The organism is Stenotrophomonas sp. 80084_Sma (assembly GCF_056481995.1).
Genome location: NZ_CM151177.1, coordinates 2,954,848 through 2,974,774 on the forward strand (window position 1 = coordinate 2,954,848; position 19,927 = coordinate 2,974,774).

The 19,927-nt window shown below is 66.4% G+C and carries 22 protein-coding genes; 5 read left to right on the forward strand and 17 right to left on the reverse strand.

Annotated features, from left to right (window positions below):
* Positions 1-24: 24 nt before the first annotated feature.
* The 7 genes from ACZK3W_RS13705 to ACZK3W_RS13735 form a co-directional block, all read right to left on the reverse strand.
* The gene (locus ACZK3W_RS13705) at positions 25-240 is read right to left on the reverse strand and encodes a hypothetical protein (protein WP_005410085.1); all 216 of its coding nucleotides are present in this window, start codon (positions 238-240) and stop codon (positions 25-27) included.
* An 835-nt stretch (positions 241-1,075) separates the two neighbouring features.
* Positions 1,076-1,528, reverse strand: a complete 453-nt coding sequence (locus ACZK3W_RS13710; RefSeq protein WP_107432473.1) for a hypothetical protein — start codon at positions 1,526-1,528, stop codon at positions 1,076-1,078.
* Positions 1,525-1,728 (reverse strand): PspC domain-containing protein, encoded by a 204-nt coding sequence (locus tag ACZK3W_RS13715; protein ID WP_006374017.1) that lies wholly within the window; start codon positions 1,726-1,728, stop codon positions 1,525-1,527. Before ACZK3W_RS13715 ends, ACZK3W_RS13710 begins: the two co-directional genes overlap by 4 nt.
* A gap of 65 nt (positions 1,729-1,793) precedes the next feature.
* A complete protein-coding gene (locus ACZK3W_RS13720; protein ID WP_197617432.1) occupies positions 1,794-2,165 on the reverse strand; it encodes a DUF5329 family protein in 372 nt (123 codons plus the stop codon).
* Positions 2,166-2,221: 56 nt separating this feature from the next.
* Positions 2,222-3,289: a class III poly(R)-hydroxyalkanoic acid synthase subunit PhaC gene (gene phaC / locus ACZK3W_RS13725; RefSeq protein ID WP_197617430.1), complete on the reverse strand. Its 1,068-nt coding sequence runs from the start codon at positions 3,287-3,289 to the stop codon at positions 2,222-2,224.
* Complete coding sequence (gene phaE, locus ACZK3W_RS13730; RefSeq protein ID WP_049398210.1) at positions 3,286-4,362, reverse strand: class III poly(R)-hydroxyalkanoic acid synthase subunit PhaE; 1,077 nt, start codon at positions 4,360-4,362, stop codon at positions 3,286-3,288. Before phaE ends, phaC begins: the two co-directional genes overlap by 4 nt.
* A gap of 22 nt (positions 4,363-4,384) precedes the next feature.
* Positions 4,385-4,999, reverse strand: a complete 615-nt coding sequence (locus ACZK3W_RS13735) for a CDP-alcohol phosphatidyltransferase family protein (protein ID WP_032130352.1) — start codon at positions 4,997-4,999, stop codon at positions 4,385-4,387.
* 344 nt (positions 5,000-5,343) lie between these two features.
* Between ACZK3W_RS13735 and ACZK3W_RS13740 the strand changes: the two genes are divergently transcribed.
* Positions 5,344-5,994 (forward strand): class I SAM-dependent methyltransferase, encoded by a 651-nt coding sequence (locus ACZK3W_RS13740; RefSeq protein ID WP_049398211.1) that lies wholly within the window; start codon positions 5,344-5,346, stop codon positions 5,992-5,994.
* A gap of 327 nt (positions 5,995-6,321) precedes the next feature.
* On the opposite strand, the gene ACZK3W_RS13745 is transcribed toward ACZK3W_RS13740, so the two are convergent.
* From ACZK3W_RS13745 to ppsR, 5 genes are all read right to left on the reverse strand, one after another.
* A complete protein-coding gene (locus ACZK3W_RS13745; RefSeq protein ID WP_197617388.1) occupies positions 6,322-7,686 on the reverse strand; it encodes an MATE family efflux transporter in 1,365 nt (454 codons plus the stop codon).
* 118 nt (positions 7,687-7,804) lie between these two features.
* Entirely contained in the window at positions 7,805-8,434 is a 630-nt protein-coding gene (locus ACZK3W_RS13750) for a DUF2239 family protein (RefSeq protein ID WP_197617386.1), read from the reverse strand.
* Between the two features lie 125 nt (positions 8,435-8,559).
* Positions 8,560-9,048, reverse strand: coding sequence for an NUDIX hydrolase (locus ACZK3W_RS13755; RefSeq protein ID WP_049462146.1), 489 nt, complete (start codon positions 9,046-9,048; stop codon positions 8,560-8,562).
* Between the two features lie 42 nt (positions 9,049-9,090).
* Positions 9,091-9,600, reverse strand: coding sequence for a DUF1249 domain-containing protein (locus tag ACZK3W_RS13760; protein WP_032130357.1), 510 nt, complete (start codon positions 9,598-9,600; stop codon positions 9,091-9,093).
* A 148-nt stretch (positions 9,601-9,748) separates the two neighbouring features.
* Positions 9,749-10,570, reverse strand: a complete 822-nt coding sequence (ppsR, locus tag ACZK3W_RS13765; RefSeq protein ID WP_134950667.1) for a posphoenolpyruvate synthetase regulatory kinase/phosphorylase PpsR — start codon at positions 10,568-10,570, stop codon at positions 9,749-9,751.
* 145 nt (positions 10,571-10,715) lie between these two features.
* Between ppsR and ppsA the strand changes: the two genes are divergently transcribed.
* The 3 genes from ppsA to ACZK3W_RS13780 all read left to right on the forward strand — a co-directional run bounded on the left by ppsA (position 10,716) and on the right by ACZK3W_RS13780 (position 15,034).
* Complete coding sequence (ppsA, locus tag ACZK3W_RS13770) at positions 10,716-13,094, forward strand: phosphoenolpyruvate synthase (protein ID WP_154263887.1); 2,379 nt, start codon at positions 10,716-10,718, stop codon at positions 13,092-13,094.
* A 160-nt stretch (positions 13,095-13,254) separates the two neighbouring features.
* Positions 13,255-14,028 (forward strand): hypothetical protein, encoded by a 774-nt coding sequence (locus tag ACZK3W_RS13775; protein ID WP_197617382.1) that lies wholly within the window; start codon positions 13,255-13,257, stop codon positions 14,026-14,028.
* Positions 14,029-14,140: 112 nt separating this feature from the next.
* Positions 14,141-15,034, forward strand: a complete 894-nt coding sequence (locus ACZK3W_RS13780) for a mechanosensitive ion channel family protein (RefSeq protein ID WP_049462143.1) — start codon at positions 14,141-14,143, stop codon at positions 15,032-15,034.
* Between the two features lie 132 nt (positions 15,035-15,166).
* On the opposite strand, the gene ACZK3W_RS13785 is transcribed toward ACZK3W_RS13780, so the two are convergent.
* The 5 genes from ACZK3W_RS13785 to ACZK3W_RS13805 form a co-directional block, all read right to left on the reverse strand.
* The gene (locus tag ACZK3W_RS13785; protein WP_197615127.1) at positions 15,167-16,282 is read right to left on the reverse strand and encodes an alkene reductase; all 1,116 of its coding nucleotides are present in this window, start codon (positions 16,280-16,282) and stop codon (positions 15,167-15,169) included.
* A 139-nt stretch (positions 16,283-16,421) separates the two neighbouring features.
* Positions 16,422-17,297, reverse strand: coding sequence for an EcsC family protein (locus ACZK3W_RS13790; RefSeq protein ID WP_197615126.1), 876 nt, complete (start codon positions 17,295-17,297; stop codon positions 16,422-16,424).
* Positions 17,298-17,455: 158 nt separating this feature from the next.
* Positions 17,456-18,028 carry an oligoribonuclease gene (gene orn, locus ACZK3W_RS13795; protein ID WP_012511426.1) on the reverse strand — a complete coding sequence of 191 codons (573 nt, stop codon included), beginning with the start codon at positions 18,026-18,028 and terminating at the stop codon, positions 17,456-17,458.
* Positions 18,029-18,102: 74 nt separating this feature from the next.
* Complete coding sequence (gene tadA, locus ACZK3W_RS13800) at positions 18,103-18,627, reverse strand: tRNA adenosine(34) deaminase TadA (protein WP_032129512.1); 525 nt, start codon at positions 18,625-18,627, stop codon at positions 18,103-18,105.
* Between the two features lie 75 nt (positions 18,628-18,702).
* Complete coding sequence (locus ACZK3W_RS13805) at positions 18,703-19,062, reverse strand: winged helix-turn-helix transcriptional regulator (protein ID WP_197615125.1); 360 nt, start codon at positions 19,060-19,062, stop codon at positions 18,703-18,705.
* A 78-nt stretch (positions 19,063-19,140) separates the two neighbouring features.
* Between ACZK3W_RS13805 and ACZK3W_RS13810 the strand changes: the two genes are divergently transcribed.
* Positions 19,141-19,908, forward strand: coding sequence for an NAD(P)H-dependent oxidoreductase (locus ACZK3W_RS13810; protein ID WP_478450028.1), 768 nt, complete (start codon positions 19,141-19,143; stop codon positions 19,906-19,908).
* The last annotated feature ends 19 nt before the right edge of the window (positions 19,909-19,927 follow it).

The following is a 19,927-nucleotide window of genomic DNA, read 5'->3' on the forward strand; positions in this document are numbered from 1 at the left end:
GCGCCCTGCCGCGTGTTGCGGAGGTCAGCGGTAGTGGCGGGCGGCGCGCTGCATGACGATCTCGTCACGCATGCCTTCCAGGGCCATCAGGCGGACCTTGCCGACACCCTGCAGTTCCATGAACCGCTCCGTGTAGAACTCCGGCCCCAGCGCGGTGTCGGCGCGGGATTTGCTGAAGCCGTAGGGCACCACGCCCTTCTCGCCATCCTTGCTACCACCGACATAAAGAACGATTGCCATGTGATGTATTCCTCCAAATTGCTACTGCGTACTGCACTCGATGAGCGATGCTGCGAGCTCATCGAGGGAGAGCTTACCGCGTCGAACCTGACTGGAACGTCACGAAGGCTAATGACGATCGGTTGCATGCAGATGACTGCGGGATCGCAGCAGAATGCTTACGGATCTTTAACTTCTGGCTAACGAATCGGGGGTTTCCAGCCAACGGCGCAGCCCCTCGTGGGTGGTTTGGGATGATCGCGGAAAGCCGGTTTCCTGTGGGCTGCCCGGGTGGGTGGGGCTGGCGGGGACGCCGTGAACCCGTCCCTGGGGGCTTAGCCGCGGCATCCATGCCGCGGATACCCCGCCAGCCCCACCCACCCGGCCGTTGACAGATTTCTGCTGCGTCTACCACCCACGGAGAAGAAAAAAGAAGATCAAAAGCAAAAGCAGCCTGGCTGGCCGCTTTTTGTAGAGCCGAGCCCACGCTCGGCTGCTTTCAGACCAGTCCGCGAAGCCGACCGCAGGCTCGGCTCGCGAGCAAGCGCAGCGCGCGACCCGCTTCTGCTGTTCTATTTCTTCTCCGTGGCTGGACGCGCTCGGAAACTGTCAGAGGCCGGGTGGGGTGGGTTCGCGGGACCGTTGGCGCCATGGGCCCGAGGCATGCCTCGGGCGGGTTGGGCAGGACGCCCAACCCCGGTCTTGCCGTGTGCGCAGGACAGCGCACACGAGCAAGGCGCCATCGAGCCCCCAGGGACGGGTTTACGGCGTGTCCCGCGAACCCACCCCGCCCGGCCCAATCACATGAAACGTATTCCGCGACCAAGCCACGAGGGGCTGCGCCGTTGGCTGGAACCTACGGCCACCAGCCACGCCCGAACCGGGCGAAATGATCGGCCGCGCGCTCGAACGGGTTGCGCGCACTCACCCCGCCACACAGCAGGTACACCGGCAGGTACAGCGGCCCCAGCACCATGTACTGGTAGACGTGCGCGCGTTCGTGGTCATCCAGCCGGATCAGCGGCTCCACGCCCCACCCCGCCTGGTGCGCATAGGTGCGGCAGGAAATGCCCAGGTCATGGCCGGTATGCAGGATCACGTTGCCCAGGGTGATCGCCCCGCCTGGTCCCCACGGCCAGCGATCGAACACCAACGCGCTGTCACGGCCGCTCCAACGCAGCGTCGCGCCGCCGAGCATGCCGGCCAGTCCACCGATCACGCCGAGCAGGGAATTGGGGGACGTCCACACCGCGCCCAGCACCTGCAGCGCGCGCAGCCAGATCGGCCAGGGCGTCACGGGAGTCTTCAATCGGCCTCGTTGGGAATCAGCAGCCACAGGATCAGGTAGACCAGGATGCCGGGGAAGGCTGCCGAGCCGATCGAGACCAGCACGAACACGATCCGCACCAGCGTGGGGTTCCAGCCGAAGCGGTGGGCGATGCCGCCCATCACGCCGGCAATCATGCGGTCGTTCAATGAACGCGACAGCGTGCGCGGCGTGGTGTTCATGGCGGTTCTCCTGGGCTACGGGAAAAAGCAGTCGAGCAAGGCTCGACTCTACACCGCCCCTATGTCTACGGAGCGCGGTGGCGCAGGGCCTGCAGGCGTGCGCCGAACCAGGCGGCTGCAGTCTGTTCAGGCTGCCCCGGGCACTGGATGCGATAGGGCTTGCCGCTCATGCTGCTCTGGCTGGCGGCGCGCTCGATGAACTGCTCGGCGCTGTCCACCATGCCCTTCTTCAGCAGGTAGTCGTACTTGCGCTGCAGGTGCGCGCGCGCATCGCTGCCGTCGTACCAGCTGCCATTGCGCTGGAACCGGCACTGGGAGCCGTCCAGGCTGGAGATCAGCTGGGCGATCTCCCGGCGTGCATCCGTACTGGGTGCGGCGTGGGCAACAGGTGCTGCCAGCAGCAGCGTGGCAAGCAGCATCGAAATCCTTTGCGACATCATCACCCTCCATGCAGTCGAGCATGGCTCGACTCTACAAAAAAAAGAAACCGGCTTTACGCGTCGCGCGCTTTCAGCCAGCCATCGATCGTGGCCGGCACTTCGCGCTGCGCGCGACCGGACACGTAGATGCCGATATGGCCGCCACGGAAACTGGACTCAGTGTAATCCTCGGTGCCCAGGCGTCCACGCATCGCGCGCGAGGCATCCGGCGGCACCAGATGGTCCTGCTCGGCGTAGATGTTCAGTACCGGCAGGGTCACCTTCGACAGATCCACCGCCTCTTCGCCGATCCGCACCGTGCCGTTCATCAGCCCGTTGCCCTGGTAGAACTGCTTGATGAAGTCGCGGAACGCCTCGCCGGCCAGGTCCGGTGAATCGAAGATCCACTTCTCCATCCGCAGGAAATCCTCCAGCGCAGCCTTGTCATCGAGGATGTCGAGCAGGCCGACGTACTTCTGCACGTTCAGGCGGAACGGCTTGAGCATCAGGTAACTGGCATTCATCAGGTCGGCCGGGATGTTGCCCAGCGTGTCAACCAACAGGTCCACATCCACCTGCCGCGCCCAGTGCGAGAGCATGTTGTCGGCGGTGTGGAAATCGACCGGGGTGACCATGGTGATCAGCTTGCCCAGCTTCTGCCGGCGCAGCGCGGCGTAGCACAGCGCGAACACGCCGCCCTGGCAGATGCCGAGCAGGTCGACCGGTCCACCAATGCGCGCGCGCAGCGCATCGACCGCGCCATCGATGTAGCGCAGCAGATAGTCCTCCAGGGTCTGGAAGCGCTCCGAGCGATCCGGGTAACCCCAGTCCAGCACGTAGACGTCCTGCCCCAGCGCCAGCAGCTTCTGCACCAGTGAGCGATCGGCCTGCAGGTCGACCATGTACGGCCGGTTGACCAGCGCGTAGACGATCAGCAACGGCGTGCGCCGGGTCGGTGCCTGTTCGCCGACGAAGCGGTACAGCACCACCTTGCCGTCGCGCCAGACTTCCTCGCGGGCGGTGACGCCATAGTCCACGTCTTCCACCTGCGGCAGCAGCTTCAGCCCTTCCATCAGCTTGCGCTGCATGGCCAGGGTTTCCTGCATCAGGTCATCGGCGTTGAAGCCCAGCGGTCCTTTCATCGGTCACGCGTCCGCGTGGAAGTACGGGGCGCTGCCTTTGGTGCAGCCCTTTTCGCAGGCGCCTTTTTCGCAGCCGCCTTCTTTGCCGGCGCGGCCTTCTTCGCGGCCTTGCGCGCGACCGGCTTCACCTTCGCCGGCGCCGGCTGTGCCACCGGATCGACCTCGCCCGTACCGGCCATGGCCACCACCTGTGCCTGCAGGCGGCGCAGGCTGCGCTCCAGCTCGGCGATGCGGCGGTGCGCGGCGTCCATCTCACTGCGGGTCGGCAGGCCGATCCGTTCACTCATCTGTTCCACCTCGCGCTGCAGGCCGGCGCGCAGCCGCATCTGCGCGTTGCCCAGCGCGGCGTATACCTGCTGGAACGGCTCGGACATGGCGACCTTGGCGTAGGCCTCCTCGGCCACTTCGATCCACAGGTCGAACATCGCGCGGGCGCTGGTCAGCTGGCTGCCGGGCTGCTCGTGCTCGGCCAGACGCTGCTCGAACAGCGCGAAGGCCTCGTCCAGTGCCTGCTTGATCTGATCGACGTAGGCGCGTGAATGCTGCTGGTATTCCTCCTGCGCCCGCAGCAGCGCCTGCCAGCGCGCCTGGTGCTCGCGGCCGGGCCCGAACGCCGGGCTCTGCAGCCACGGACCGGCCTGCAGCTGGAACTGCTGCAGCCAGGCGGCAAACTCCGGTACAGCGGCGCCAGCGTGGGTGCTGCCACGGGCGCCCTGCAGCATCCACTGCAGCATGCCGTCGCCCTGCCCCTGCACCGCCTCGCGCCAGGCTTGTGCCACGTCGGCACTGCTGGCGTCGCGGCCGGCGAAACGCGCGGCCACTTCCTGCATGGTGCCGTACCAGCTGCCCGCCTGTTCGCGGAAGCGGCGCACGGCATCTTCCGGCGCGCCCTGCCCCTGCTCGGGCAACAGCTGGCCCCACCAGTCGAACAACCGCTGCCAGCTGCCGGGATCGTCACCTGCCGGCGCACCGGGCGTGCTGGCGTGGCGCAGGGCATCGCCCCAGGCGCCGAAGTACTGCCGGGCCAGGGTCTCGAAATCGCTGCTGCCGGCGTCGTGGGCCGAGCTGGTCATCGCAGGCCTCCGCAGGGCTGGCTCATGGCTTGGGAATACGCAGGGTCTTGCTGATCATCAGCGACCCGGACAGGGCGAACAACAGCACCATCGGGTGCAGCTGCCACGGGCCGATCTGCCACTGGCCGAACCAGATGTTCTGGCCGATGGCATCGGTACCGGCGGCGATCGCCAGCACGATCACCAGCACCAGGCTGGTCGGGATCGGGGTGCCCTCGAAATACGCGACCTTGCCCTCGTCGCCGGCCAGCGCCTCTGCGGTGACGTTGTAGCGCGCCAGGCGGCTGACGCCGCAGCAGACGAAATAGCTCAGCACCAGCCAGTCCCAGCCGCCCTGCATGCCGCAGGCGTAGGCCAGCGCCGCCGGGGCCACACCGAAGGAGATCACGTCGGACAGCGAGTCCAGCTCGCGGCCCAGGGTGGAGCTGGACTTGCGCCAGCGCGCGATGCGCCCATCGAGGGCGTCGAAAATGAAAGCCAGCGGGATCAACGCCATGCCGAACAGCAGGTAGCCGCGCTCGCCGTCCTGCAGGAAGCGCATTGCGGCAAAGACCGCACCGGTGCCGCAGAAAGCATTGGCCAGGGTGAACCAGTCGGCCAGCTGGAATTCGCGCAGCATCGAGAAGTGACGTTTCATGGGGTCTCACGGAGCATCAAGGCCCACAGGTTACCGCGAGCGCCGCCACTGGCGACAGCGCTGGCAGGCCCCAGCCTTCACCGCTCCCTCACCTGTCCTCACCGGCGGTGAATTTTTCGCCACCCATCTTGACAGCCTAGGGGGGTGGCGCCTGTCGCGGCTTATCCACAAAGTTGCCCACGCGTAATCCACACCCCCTGTGGACAACCAGATCTCACCGACTGCGACGCTGGACATTTCCTCATCACCCCGAAGCGGGGTTTCCCTACTTCCCAAGCCACAAGGTCGGCGCTATGGTCACCGGCGGACCCGCCGCCGCCACGTCCGAAACTCTGCAACGGACGATGATGATGCTGGATGCTCCCACTCTGGCCGCACAGCTGCGGCAGCCCCATGGCGAGGCCGCGCTGGCGGTGGCTGACTCGATGAACCGCAGCAACGGCGCACTCAACCTGGCCGCGATCGGGCTGCTGGCCGTCGGTACTGGCGAACGGGTCCTGGAGATCGGCCCCGGCAATGCGGCCTTCGCGCCGCTGATGCTGCAGGCCACCGACAGCCACTATCTGGGTATTGAGCTGTCCACCGCCATGGTCGAGGCCGGCAACCAGCGCCTGGCCAGCGCCGGGTTGGCCGAGCGTGCCGCGATGCGACACGGCGACGCTCATGCGCTGCCGGTCGCCGATGCCGCGATGGATGCCGCGCTGGCGGTCAACACCCTGTACTTCTGGCCGAACCTGGCGCCGGTGCTGGACGAGCTGGCGCGGGTGCTGCGCCGGGGCGGCCGCCTGTGCCTGGCCTTTGGCGACGCCAGCTTCATGCGCAGCCTGCCATTTGCTGCCGACTTCCAACTGCATGAGCTGGACGCGGTGGAGCTGGCGCTGCGTGTGTCGGGCTTCCGCGTCTCGGCCTGGCGCAGCCACCGGGAATCCGCAGCCGGCAATGACGGCCAGATCCGCGAAAAGCACTTCCATCTGCTGCTGGCACAGCGGCGCTGAAGTGGTAGAGCCGGCCTGCACCCGCCGCCAGCGAGCAACACAGAACACCTGCATCACCAGTGGCCAACCCACCGCAGCCGCCGCAACGACTGTGATCCGACCGCGTGGTAGAGCCGGCCGCTGGCCGGCTGCCGCGGCATTCCGGATTGCCGGCCAGCGGCCGGCACTACCCAGCCTGCACCCGCCGCCAGCGAGCGAAACAGAACACCTGCATCACCAGTGGTCGGCCCACCGCAGCCGCCGCAACGACTGTGTTCCGACCGCGTGGTGGAGCCGGCCACTGGCCGGCTGCCCGGACCGTTCCGCGTTGCCGGCCAGCGGCCGGCACTACCCAGCCTGCACCCGTCGCCGCCAATGCGCGAAGCAGAACACCTGCATCACCAGCATCGCCAGCAGCCCCAGTGGCCACGCCCACCACAGGCCGGCCAGCCCATGCCGCGCCTGCAACCACATCGCCAACGGCAGCTCCAGCAGCAGTACCGCTGCCATGCCCAACAACGCTGGCAACATCACCGTGCCACTGCCTCGCATCACTCCGACCAGCACCGCGCTGCCTCCCATCGCCAGCACGCCCCATACCACCGTGCGCAGCTGCGATGCGGCCAATTCGCGCACCTCTGCGGCCGCCAGGATCAGCCCGGTCAGCCAGGGCGCCAGCGCCATCACCAGCAGCACCACCACGCTCAGCATCGCCAGCCCAAGCAGCACACCGGTGCGAGCGATGGCGGGCAGCCGTGCCGTACGCCCCGCGCCCATCGCATGCGCCGCGAGGATGGTGGCGGTGATCCCCAGCGACATCGCAGGCAGTTGCACCCAGCTCATCAACTGGTTGACCGCACCGTAGGCGGCCGTGGCCGTGTAGCCGTAGCGGTTGATCCAGCCCAGCAACACGATTTCGGCAATGGCCAGGCTGAGCATCTGCAGCGATGACGGTACGCCGATGCGCAGCATCGCGCGGATGAGCACGCCATCGAAACGGATGGCACGCAGCAGCTCACGTCCCGGCGCCAACGGGTGCCCCATCCTCTGCCACCGCCACATAAGCCAGGCCAGGGCCAGCAGCGAGGCAAACGCCGCCGAGACTGCCGCACTGGCCGAACCCAGCTGCGGCAGGCCGGCCCAGCCGAGGATCAGCAGCGGCGTGCACAGCAGGCCGACCACCGTTGCCAGCAGCAGCGCATGCAGCGGTGTCTTCGCATCGCCCACCGCGCGGCTCACCGCAGTGGCCAGCCACAGCAGGAAGAACACCGGTGCCGTCAGCAGCAGCACGCGTGCATAGACAATGGACTCACTGAGGACCGCTGCCGGCGTGCCCAACGCCACCAGCAGTTGTGGCGCGAAGCCGCCGCCCACAGCCATCACCAGCACCGACAGCAGCAGGATCAGCGCCACCGCGCTGCCAGCCACGGCGCGTGCCTGCTGGGGGCGGCCCGCGCCCCAGGCCTGGCCGATCAGCACCATCGCACCGGTCGCCAGGCCCATTACCAGGGCCAACAGCAGGAAGAAGACCGGGAAGAACGCAGCCGCTGCGGCCACTGCCTGTGTGCCAAGCAGATGGCCGAGGTAGATGTTGTCCAGCGTGCCTGCGGCCAGCTGCAGCGCATTGGTCAGCAGCATCGGCAGCAGCAGGGTCAGATAGGTGCGCCACAGCGGGGGTGCTGCCGGAGGTATCGGATGTACAGGGGTGCTCATGGGGTTCTCTGGGCAAGGCGCCGCCCTGCCCGGCGTTTCCGCCAGCAAAGCACGCACAGGGGAAGCGGGCCTGGGCCCGCGGTCAGGTGGGGCCGTCGCTCAGCAACGGCGCGATGGCTCAGCCGTCGGCGTGGTCCGCAGGATCGTCGAAGGCCAGGCGCAGAGCGTGGGCGCACACATCCGCGGGCCAACTCCGCAACGCCGCTTCCAGGCCCGCGCGGTCATGCGCGAACAGGACACGGATCGCCTCCTCGAAACCCGGCAGGTCACCGGCGATGGTCTGCAGGAAGTGATAGGCACGCTCGCTGTCACGACGCTGGCGGTCCTTGTCAGCACCGGCACGGCTGGCCGCTTCCACCAGCCTGCGCAGCACCACCGAGGCACCGCCAGGCTGCTCGGCCAGCCACGCCCAATGGCGCGGCAGCAAGGTCACTTCTCGGGCGACCACACCCAGCTTGGGGCGGCCACGGCCTCGCGGGGCAACAGGCGCGTCTTCAGGAGCGATTCCGGCGTCCGCTTGCACGGCCGATGGGAACGCGGCAGCCACCCGCGAAAGCAGTTCTGCGTCGCTGCCACGCGTATCGAAATCACGGGTGCGGCCGGTGGCGTTGTCGAACACCAGCAGCGGACCGGCAGCGTTGTCGACACGCAGCTGCTTCAACGCCAGCGCGGCCACTTCCGGCGTACCGGAAGCGACCAGGCGATGGCCGTCGAAACAACTGAAGGGAGGAAGTCGGGACGCAGGCATGGCAACGGCATCAGAGGCGATGCGCGAATATTGCCCGGGTAATTCTCCACCGTCAATATTGCCCGGATATTAATTTGCCAGAAGAGCGTGCCGACCAAAGGTTGGCAGCTACCCGATTTCCCGGCTCACAGGCGGCTGAAGGACCAGCTCACCATGCGCCCATCCTTGTACGGCATCACGCCGTGGAACGGGCGCGGGTCGGCGTCGAACACCAGCGGCAGGAAGTTGCGGTCGCCCTCCCACATCGGCAGGGTGTCCAGCTTGTCCAGGTCCACCCACTCCAGCGTGCCTTCGTGGTTGCCGCCGTGCGGGGTGCCCTCGAATCCATCGATGACGAACACGAAACCCAGCCAATCCTCGCCGTGCTTGCCGAAGCCCGGCCAGCTGATGGTGCCGCGCAGGCGCATGCCGGTGCAGTCGATGCCGGCTTCCTCGGCGATCTCGCGGCGCATGCTGGCCGCCACATCCTCGTCCGCTTCGATCTTGCCGCCCAGGCCGTTGTACTTGCCCAGGTGGTGGTCACCGGGACGGGTATTGCGGTGGATCATCAGCACCTGGCGACGATCAGGCGACAGCACATAGCCCAGGGTGGCGACGATCGGGGTGTACGGCATGGGGCAGCATCCAGCGGCAGGTCAGCCGTGGATTATGGCCGATCAGCGCACCAGCGACAGGCGACGCTCGGCAGGCGCACTGGCGCCGTCGGGATCGCGGCGCAGGGTGGCCACGCCGTGGCCGCGCTCGGCCAGGTATTCCAGCCACTTGCCGAGGAAGGTGTTCATCCGCATGCGGTGGCTGATCAGCTCCGCCGGCGGCGGATACAGGCCCATCGTGTCCTGCCAGCGGCGGCCTACGTAGCAATGGGTGGTCTCGGCCTGGCGCGCGTCACGGTACAGACGCACATAGGCCGACGGATCCGGCTCACCGGTGACCGGGTCGGCCAGGTCGTAGGTCAGGCGCAGTTCCACCGTGTAGCGGTGGCACTCGATCACGTCCAGGCGGACATCCAGGCCGTCGCCGATTGAGGAAATGTAGCTGCCCGCCACCAGTCCGGCCGGTTCGAACAGGCGCACCAGATGGCGGTAGTTTTCCGCGTACAGGCCCATGAGCCAGCTCAGCCGGCTCAGGCGGGGAATGCGTTCGGTGCGGGGCAAGGCTCGGGCCATGGGTCGATCCTACACGTTGGTGCTTCAACGTGGGGGCGCGCACGTGCAAGCCAACCCCTGGGTAGTGCCGGCCGCTGGCCGGCAGCCCCGCATCACGGCCGAGGGTTCATCGACCAGCCGGCCAGCGGCCGGCTCTACCAGATGAGGATCAATACAGCTCGCGCTGCAGCCCCAGCGTGGCCAGCACCTTGCTGGAAATCTCCTCGATCGAGGTATGGGTGGTGCTCAGGGTCGGGATCCGCTCCATCTGGAACATCATCTCGGCCGCAGCCACCTCGCGCTTGCAGGTGTCCAGGTTTGCGTAGCGCGAGTTCGGGCGGCGCTCCTGGCGGATCTGCTGCAGCCGGTCCGGGTCGATGGTCAGGCCGAACAGCTTGCGCCGGTAGTTGCGCAGGCGCGGCGGCAGGCGGTCGCTTTCCAGGTCTTCGTCGGTCAGCGGGTAATTGGCCGCGCGCACCCCGTAATGCAGGGCCAGGTAGATGCAGGTGGGCGTCTTGCCGGCGCGTGACACCGCCACCAGGATTACGTCGGCATCGTCGTAGTTCACCGCGATGCCGTCGTCATGGGTCAGGGCGAAGTTCATCGCGTTGATGCGGCGGTGGTAGGTGTCGAAATCGACCATGCCGTGGGCCTGGCCGACCCGGGCCAGGCGCGGGCTGGCCAGTTCACGCTCCAGCGGCTCGATGAACGGTGCGAACACATCCAGCATCAGCGCCCCGCTGTCGGCCAGGATCAGGCTCAGGCTCTGGTCCACGCAGGAGTTCACCACGATCGGCCGGACCTGGTACCGCTCCCCTGCCGCCTGGATCCGGGCGCAGGCTTCACGCGCTTTTTCGGGGTCGTCGACAAACGACATGCGATCGGTAATGAAGCTGAACCCGGAGAACTGGGTGAGCAGGCTATGCCCAATGGTTTCAGCGGTGATACCGGTTCCATCGGAAACGTAGAACACCGGACGGATGGTCGACATGCGCGCTTTTACCCCCTACGAAGCCTAAAAAGGCCGCCAGCACAAGCTTGTGCCGACGGTACTCTGCCCGGCATCATATCGGCTTCTTCCTACGGACGCGGCCATTCCAGCCCGCCTCGGGCGATGGCCAAACGGAGCATCGCGCTTGAACGAGAACATCCTGTGGTTGCACGAACTGCGTCTGGCCGATCTGGCCCGCGTAGGCGGCAAGAATTCGTCGCTGGGCGAGATGATCGGCAACCTGGCCGGTCTGGGCGTTTCGGTGCCGGGCGGTTATGCCACCACCGCTGAAGCCTTCAAGGACTTCATCGCGCACAACGATCTGTCCAAGCGCATCTTCGACAAGCTGGCCACGCTGGACGTCGAGGACGTCAACGCGCTGACCGCAGCGGGCAAGGAAATCCGCACCTGGGTGATCGATGCCCCGCTGCAGCCGCAGCTGGACCAGGACATCCGCACTGCCTACGCCCAGCTGAGCGCCGACAACGGCGGCGGCGACGTGGCCGTGGCCGTGCGTTCGTCGGCCACCGCCGAGGATCTGCCGGATGCCTCCTTCGCCGGCCAGCAGGAAACCTTCCTCAACGTCACCGGTGCCGACGACGTCGTGCACAAGGTCAAGGAAGTGTTCGCCTCGCTGTACAACGACCGTGCCATCGCCTATCGCGTGCACCACGGTTTCAAGCATGAGGACGTGTTCCTGTCCGCCGGCGTGCAGCTGATGGTGCGTTCGGGCGTCGGTTCCTCCGGCGTGCTGTTCACCCTGGACACCGAGTCCGGCTTCCGCGATGTGGTGTTCGTCACCTCGTCCTTCGGCCTGGGCGAAATGGTCGTGCAGGGCGCGGTCAACCCGGACGAGTACTACGTCTACAAGCCCACCCTGCAGGCCGGCAAGCCGGCGATCCTGCGCCGCTCGCTCGGCAGCAAGGCCATCCGCATGGTGTATTCGGATGTTCCGGGTGAGCGCGTCAGGATCGAGGACACCCCGGTCGAACTGCGCAACACCTTCTCGATCAGCGACGAGGACGTGCAGGAACTGTCCAAGCAGGCGCTGGTCATCGAAAAGCACTACGGCCGCCCGATGGACATCGAGTGGGCCAAGGACGGTGTCAGCGGCAAGCTGTTCATCGTGCAGGCGCGCCCGGAAACGGTGAAGTCGCGCAGCCATGCCACCCAGATCGAGCGCTTCGCGCTGACCGAAAAGGGCGGCAATGTGCTGGCCGAAGGTCGTGCCGTCGGCGCCAAGATCGGCTCGGGCGTGGCCCGCGTGGTCAAGACGCTGGAAGACATGAACCGCGTGCAGCCGGGCGACGTGCTGATCGCCGACATGACCGATCCCGATTGGGAGCCGGTGATGAAGCGCGCCTCGGCCATCGTCACCAACCGTGGTGGCCGTACCTGCCACGCCGCGATCATCGCGCGCGAGCTGGGCGTGCCGGCCGTGGTCGGTTCGGGCAATGCCACCAAGGTGATCGAAGATGGCCAGCTGGTCACCGTCAGCTGCGCTGAAGGCGATACCGGCTTCATCTACGAAGGCAAGCTCGGCTTCGAGCGCACCACCACCGATCTGGGCAACATGCCGCCGGCACCGCTGAAGATCATGATGAACGTGGCCAACCCGGAACGTGCCTTCGACTTCGGCCAGCTGCCGAACGCCGGCATCGGCCTGGCCCGCCTGGAAATGATCATCGCCAGCCACATCGGCATCCACCCGAACGCGCTGCTGGAATACGACCGCCAGGATGCGGCGACGAAGAAGAAGATCGACGAGAAGATCGCCGGTTACGGTGATCCGGTCAGCTTCTACGTGGATCGCCTGGCCGAAGGCATCGCCACCCTCACCGCCTCGGTCGCACCGAACGCCGTGATCGTGCGCCTGTCGGACTTCAAGTCCAACGAGTACGCCAACCTGATCGGCGGCAGCAACTACGAGCCGCACGAAGAGAACCCGATGATCGGCTTCCGCGGCGCCAGCCGTTACGTCGATCCGAGCTTCTCGGCCGCCTTCGCGCTGGAGTGCAAGGCCGTGCTGCGCGTGCGCAACGAAATGGGCCTGGACAACCTGTGGGTCATGATTCCGTTCGTGCGCACCCTGGAAGAAGGCCGCAAGGTCATCGAGGTGCTGGAACAGAACGGCCTGAAGCAGGGCGAGAACGGCCTGAAGATCATCATGATGTGCGAAGTGCCGTCCAACGCACTGCTCGCCGATGAGTTCCTGGAGATCTTCGACGGCTTCTCGATCGGCTCCAACGACCTGACCCAGCTCAGCCTGGGCCTGGACCGCGATTCGTCGATCGTCGCGCACCTGTTCGACGAACGTAACCCGGCAGTGAAGAAGCTGCTGTCGATGGCGATCAAGTCGGCACGTGCCAAGGGCAAGTACGTCGGCATCTGCGGCCAGGGCCCGTCCGATCATCCGGATCTGGCCGAATGGCTGATGCAGGAAGGCATCGAGTCGGTGTCGCTGAACCCGGACACCGTGGTCGATACCTGGCTGCGCCTGGCCAAGCTGAAGGCCAACGGCTGATCCGGCTGTAAGGCTGAATAAAGAAACCCCGCCTCGGCGGGGTTTCTGCTTTTGGGGACCAACTGGACCGATATGTCATTTGCAACTATTCCAGTAGGCGCCCTGAAATGGCCGACGCACACTGGGAGGACTGGAATCACTTGCCGGCAAGGTTCGCCCCATGACCATCCCGTTCGCACTTGGACTGTTCAACTACTCCGGCCCACTGGCAGGAGCGCAGGATTTCCAGAAGTTTCACGAGTTGGCTATATCCATGCTCGAAAAGCGTGGAGTAGAGGCCACCTACTTTGCGTCTGATGGAAAGGGCCACAGCAGCAAGTTGGCGAAGCTGGGCAATGCAGCACATCGAAGACTTCTGGCCAGTAGCTTCAAGGAGCTGACCCTCCTCAGTGTTGTCGCTGTACCCAAAGGAAGTGACGCGCCCGCCTACGATCTGACGGCATCCGTCGATTTCCTCTCCAGTCGTGAGCTTGGAACGGAATTCGTTCTGTTCTCCAAGGACGCTCGCTTTCCTCTGGAACCGCAGTCCTTCCGGGAGCTCTTGGTGGGGCTGATCGCTCTGTATGACTGGGACTTTGGCTACCTCACCCACCCGCCCTTCGAGCGGAGCCCGCAGGCCTACATCATGAGCTACTGCGATGGCACACAGCCGCAGGACGAAGAAGACCGCAACCAGATCTGGTATGACGCCCCGCCAGAGGTGCGCCTGCACAAGGCCCGCAACATCTTCCCGCTTAGCCTGCTGAATCCAGCGCAGTTGGGTGTGTCCGTCGCGCCCGGCAAGACACTGGCGGCGATACTGCAAGGTACTCCCGGCTGCACGTTGGACGAACTGGTGCACGGCCGCCTCTGGCTCAGTACGGTAGAACCGCACCTGGTACAAGGACTCCGCTCGCTGCTCAAGGGTACGGGCGCGTTGATCGAAGGCGGCTGACATCACGTTCATCCTGCGATGCCGATAATCTGCCCGCATGCAACCCCGCCTCTGCGGGGTTTTCAGTTTTTTGGCGTTCTTGAGCGCCGCGCCCGTTCGACAAGGAGCCCGCATGATTGCTACTGCCCCACCCGCCCCCGCCGCAACACCCTGGTTCCACTCCCTCGATTGGGAACGCCTGCTGGAGACCTACGGCGTGCCATTGCTGGCCGCGATCGTGGTGCTGCTGGTCGGCATGTGGGTGGCACGACGCCTGTCCAATGCGATGCCACGCGCCACCGCGCGCATGGGCGTGGACCCGATGCTGGGCAACTTCCTGCGCAACGTGGTGTACGCCGCGTCGCTGGTGATCGTGGTGGTACTGGCGATCGGCACGTTGGGCGTGCAGATCACCCCGCTGCTGGCTGTGCTCGGCACCGCCGGGCTTGCGGTTGGCCTGGCACTGAAGGATTCGCTGTCCAACATCGCCTCGGGCGTGATGCTGGTGACGCTGCGCCCGTTCCGCGTCGGTGATGTAGTGACGGTGGCCGGACAGACCGGCACGGTGCGCGAAGTGCGCATCTTCCAGACCGTCATCACCGGTGCCGACAATCAGCACACCACCATTCCGAACACGCTGATCACCGCTGCGCCGATCATCAACCTGACCGCCGAGCCGACCCGCCGCGTCGAACTGGTGGTGGGCATCGGCTATGAAGACAACATCCAGCTGGCGCGCGACACCGCGCTGGCGCTGATGAAGGCCGACCCGCGCGTGTTGCAGACGCCGGCACCGGACGTAGTGGTGTACGAACTGGGCGCCCACGCGATCAATCTTGGCATCCGCTGCTACGTGAAGTCGGCCGACTGGTTCGGTACCAAGGTCACGCTGCTGGAACAGCTCAAGCTGGGCTTCGACAAGGCCGGCATCAACATCCCGTATCCGCAGCAGGACATGCACCTGTACCTGCATGGCAAGGATGGCGGCGTGGTCGAGGCCGACGCGCTGGTACGCGACAAGCCCTGATCCCAAACAGAAATGCCGGCCAGCGGCCGGCACTACCCTGCCCCGCGCACCCTGGTAGTGCCGGCCGCTGGCCGGCACCCACCCCATCTCCATACATCGGTAGTGCCGGACGCTGGCCGGCAGCCTCCGGGATCAGGCGGCGACGCTTTCTTCCAGCGTCGCGTAATCGGTGAACCCGACCGCACCACCGCCAAAGAACGTCGCGCGATCCGGCGGGTTCAGCTCCGCCCCCAGACGCAGGCGCTCGGGCAGGTCCGGGTTGGCGATGAACGGGCGACCGAAGCCGATCAGGTCGGCCCAACCTTCAGCCAGTGCCTGCTCGGCGCGCTCGGCGGTGTACTTGCCGGCGTAGATCAGGGTGCCCGGGTAGACCATGCGCAGCGCCTGCTTGAACGCCACTGGCATCAGCGGTGCGTCATCCCAGTCGGCCTCGGCGATGTGCAGGTAGCCCACGCCCAGCTCGCCCAGCAGGTGTGCCGCCGCCAGGTAGGTGGCCTGCGGCGTATCGTCCACCGCGCCCTGCAGGGTAGTCAGCGGCGCCAGGCGCACGCCAACGCGCTCACCACCGGCTTCTGCAGTCACCGCCTGCACGACCTCGCGCAGGAAACGCAGCCGGTTCTGCAGCGAGCCGCCATAGCCGTCGCTGCGCCGGTTGGCCTGCGAGTCGATGAACTGGTTGATCAGATAGCCATTTGCACCGTGAAGCTCGACACCATCGAAGCCGGCGGCCAGCGCATTGCGGGTGGCCTGCGCGTAGTCGGCGATGATGCCTGGAATCTCGGCCTCGGCCAGCGCGCGCGGCATCGAATGCTGGATCATCTCGCCCACGCCCGCTTCCGGGCCGGCGCCGGTGGGGTCGACAAACACCTTCACGCCCTCGGCCAGCAGCGCCGACGACGACACCGGCGCGGCACCACCGGGCTGCAGGGCCACGTGCGAGACCCGACCCACGTGCCACAACTGGGCGTAGATGCGACCGCCGGCAGCGTGCACGGCGTCGGTCACCTGGCGCCAGCCCTGCACCTGCTCGCCACTGTGGATGCCCGGGGTCCAGGCATAGCCCTGGCCCTGCGGGCTGATCTGGGTACCTTCGCTGACGATCAGGCCCGCGCTGGCCCGCTGCGCGTAGTAGGCGGCCATTTCCGCAGTGGCAACGTTGCCGTCGGCAGCGCGCGAGCGGGTCATCGGCGGCATGACGATTCGGTTGGGCAGGGTCAAGGCGCCCAGGCGGTGGGAGGTGAACAACATGGCGGACATCTCTTGCGGGGGGAGTGCCAGCAAGAATGGGGACCGCCTGCGAAGGGCAACAGGCGTGTTGTGGCAAAACAGTTGTGCCCGGCAGGCAAGGATGGCCTGGCATGAAGGCTCATCCATGCATGGCGCGGATCTACTCCAGGCGGGGTTCTATCCTGATCGTGCCATGCGCCACGCGGTCATAGCAGGTGCGCACCACGTCTTCGCCGTACTTGCGCTCCAACCGGCGCACGATGAAGTGGCCGCGCGCCATGTCCTGGTAGTAATCGGTGAACATCGTATTGAGCGTCGCACCGGCAGCGGCACCCACGATCGGCACCGCCTGTGCGGCGAATTTCTCGGTGACCACCACGCCGAAGCGCGCGGCCACCTTCTCCACCATCTTCGCCAGCAGCTTGCCGGCTTCCTTCGGCGCCACGCCCAGGGTGAGGTCGCGGCCGGTCACCACGCGCCCGGCCAACTCGGCCGACAGGTGGCGCATCACATCGGTGGTGAAGCCACGGGCCAGGTAGTAACCGGTCTCGCTGGCGTCATCGCGCGGCGAGTTGCCACCCAGCGCGAACACCTCCAGGCAGGCCTGGCGTGTGCTGAACTCGGACAGGTCGAACCCCTCGCTGCGGGCCACGTCGGCCACCGCGCGCATCATGATGGTGGTCGACACCGGCAGCTCGATGAACAGCGCGGCAAAGCCAAAGGCGCCGCCCACCGCACCGGAGGTCGCTGCGGCCAGCTTGTGCCAGCGGGTGGACGCCCCCTTGCCGGGGGTGTTGTCCATGCTCCACAGCGCCGCCTGCGCCGACTTGGTCAGCGCCGCCTGCACGGCGCCATGGATGCGGTTGGAGACCGAGTTGGGCAGTGCCTTCACCGCGAACTCCAGCGGCGTGCCGACCAGGTTGGCCATGCGCGCGGTCAGGGTCGGCGCTTCCAGCAGGGTCACCGCCCGCTGCAGGTCAGACCAGTCGCGGGCGTCGTGGGCAATGTCGCGGGGAAGCAGGATGGGCTCGTTCATGGCGCTGATCTTAGCGCCGGATAGTTGAACGGTTCGTCGCGGGGATCAGGGCCCTTTCCGCTGGAAAGGGAACCGCCCCCGGCGCCTTGCCGGCCAGCGGCCGGCACTACCAGTTCGCGTGTCACCCGGTAGCGCCGGGCCATGCCCGGCGTCGTTGTTCAGGCCGTGGGCAACCCCGACAGCGCGCCCATGAACTGGCGATAGTGACGCAGCTCGGCAATCGAATCGTGCACATCGCTCAGCGCGGTGTGGTTGCTGTTCTTGCCGACGCCAGCGGCCACGGTCGGCGCCCAGCGCTTGGCCAGCTCCTTCACCGTGGACACGTCCAGGTTGCGGTAGTGGAAGTACTTCTCCAGGCGCGGCATCTGGCGGTGCAGGAAGCGGCGGTCCTGGCAGATGGAGTTGCCGCACATCGGAGACAGGCCGGCCGGGATCCACTGCGCCAGGAAATTCACCGTCTGCGCCTCAGCCTGGGCAAGGGTCACCGTGCTGTCCACCACGCGCTGCCACAGGCCCGAACGGCGGTGCTGGTTGCGGTTCCACTCGTCCATCGCTTCCAGCGTTTCCAGCGGATGGTGGATGGCGAATTCCGGACCTTCGGCCAGCACGTTGAGCTGGGCGTCAGTGACTACGGTGGCGATCTCGATGATCGAATCGTTGTCGGTATCCAACCCGGTCATTTCCAGGTCGATCCAGATCAGTCGTTCGTTGGCCGCGCCGTTGTCCGCCATGTGTCGCCTCGTTGCTGGGCAGGCGCGCGGCCTACCGGTGATGGAAAGAGGCGCCCATCATACCCGTTCGCCCCTCAGCCCTCGCTGGCGTGGTCTTCCAGCAACAGCGGCGGCTTGCCACGCTTGGCGCGGAAGTAGTTGGTCAGGCGCATGCTGGCTTCCTTGGCCAGTACCCCACCGTGGATCTCCACCCGGTGGTTGTGGCGGGCATCGCCAATGAGGTCGAACACGCTGCCGCAGGCACCGGTCTTGGGGTCGCTGGCACCGTAGACCAACCGTGCAACGCGCGCGTGCACGATCGCCATTGCGCACATCGCACACGGCTCCAGGGTCACATACAGCGTGCTGCCAAGCAGGCGATGGTTCGCCAGCAGTTTTCCGCCCGCCCGCATGGCCACGATCTCGGCGTGTGCGCTGGGGTCATGCGAGGCGATGTTGAGGTTCCAGCCCTCGCCCAGCAGTTGGCCGTCGGCACCGACCAGCACTGCACCCACCGGGATCTCGTCGAACTCGCGTTGTGCGCGCTCAGCCAGCGCCAGCGCGTGGCGCATCCAGTGTTCGTCGGTGTCGTGCACCGGCACACCCAGGGCGTCGGTCATGGCGGTTCTCGCGTGTCTGCAGGGCCAGGATGGCCGCCGGGGCCGCATTGTACGCCCGCAGCCGTGCAGGCGCCGCTAGCGCGCGTCGAAGCGCTCGCGGGCAGCGTCCAGGGCCGGGAAATTGTGCTCGGCCCAACGGTCCAACGCGGTCAGGGTGTCTACCAGACTGCGCGCAACCTCGGTCAACCGGTACTCCACGTGCAGTGGCTTGCCGCCCAGATCGCAGCGCTCGATCAGGCCGTTGCGCTCCAGCTGCCGCAGGGTCTGGGTCAGCACCTTCTGCGAGATGCCTTCGATCTTCCGCAGCAGCGCACCATTGCGTTGCGGACCCTCGGCCAATGCCGGCAGCAGCAGCATCACCCACTTGCCGGAGATCAGTGCCAGCGCATCGCGCGCCGAGCAGTCGGCGGCATAGACATCACCGGGATAGGCCATGGTTACCTCAAAGTGCGTAATTGCCGGGGCATGCCGGCATCGCGAGGATGGTCGCACATCCCAATACGCCCCTCCCTCATGCGCGCCCTGATCCTGCTGGCCCATCCCGAACCCCGTTCCTTCAATGCCCACCTGGCCGTGCAGGCGGCCGAGCAGCTGCGGCACGACCATCTGCAGGTGGACATGGTCGACCTGTATGCAGAAGGCTTCGATCCGCTGGAAGCGGCCTGGCACCATCCACGGCGCCTGCAGCCCGAGCGCTTCGATGCCCAGCGCGAACAGCGCTACAGCGCCGAACACGACCAGTTGCCCGCCGATGTGCGGCATCACCTGCAGCTGCTGCAGGCCGCGGACCTGGTGATCCTGCAGTTCCCACTGTGGTGGTTTGCGGCGCCGGCCATCCTCAAGGGCTGGCTGGACCGCGTGCTGGTCTACGGGCCGATGTACAACAGCCGGCAACGCCACGAGCGCGGCGTGATGCAGGGCAAGCGTGCGTTGCTGAGCGTCACCACCGGCTCTTCGGCGCGGGCGTGCGCGGTCGATGGCCGCGAAGGCGATACCCGGCTGTTGCTGTGGCCGTTGATGTACAGCCTGCGCTACGTCGGCTTCGAGGTGATGGAGCCGCATATGGTGCACGGCGTGCGCTCAGGGCTTGCAGCGGAACGCGTGCAGGCCCACGACGAAGCATTGGTTGCAGCCACCCTTTCCTACCGCGAGCGACTGTCGCGATGGCGGCAGTGGCCGACCGTGCCCTTCAACAACAGTGAGGACTTCGAGGATGGTGTGGCGCTGCGCGCGGAAGCGACTGCCTACAGTCCCTTCATCCGCCATCGCAACGCCGGATGAACCCGCACCTGCAGGCACG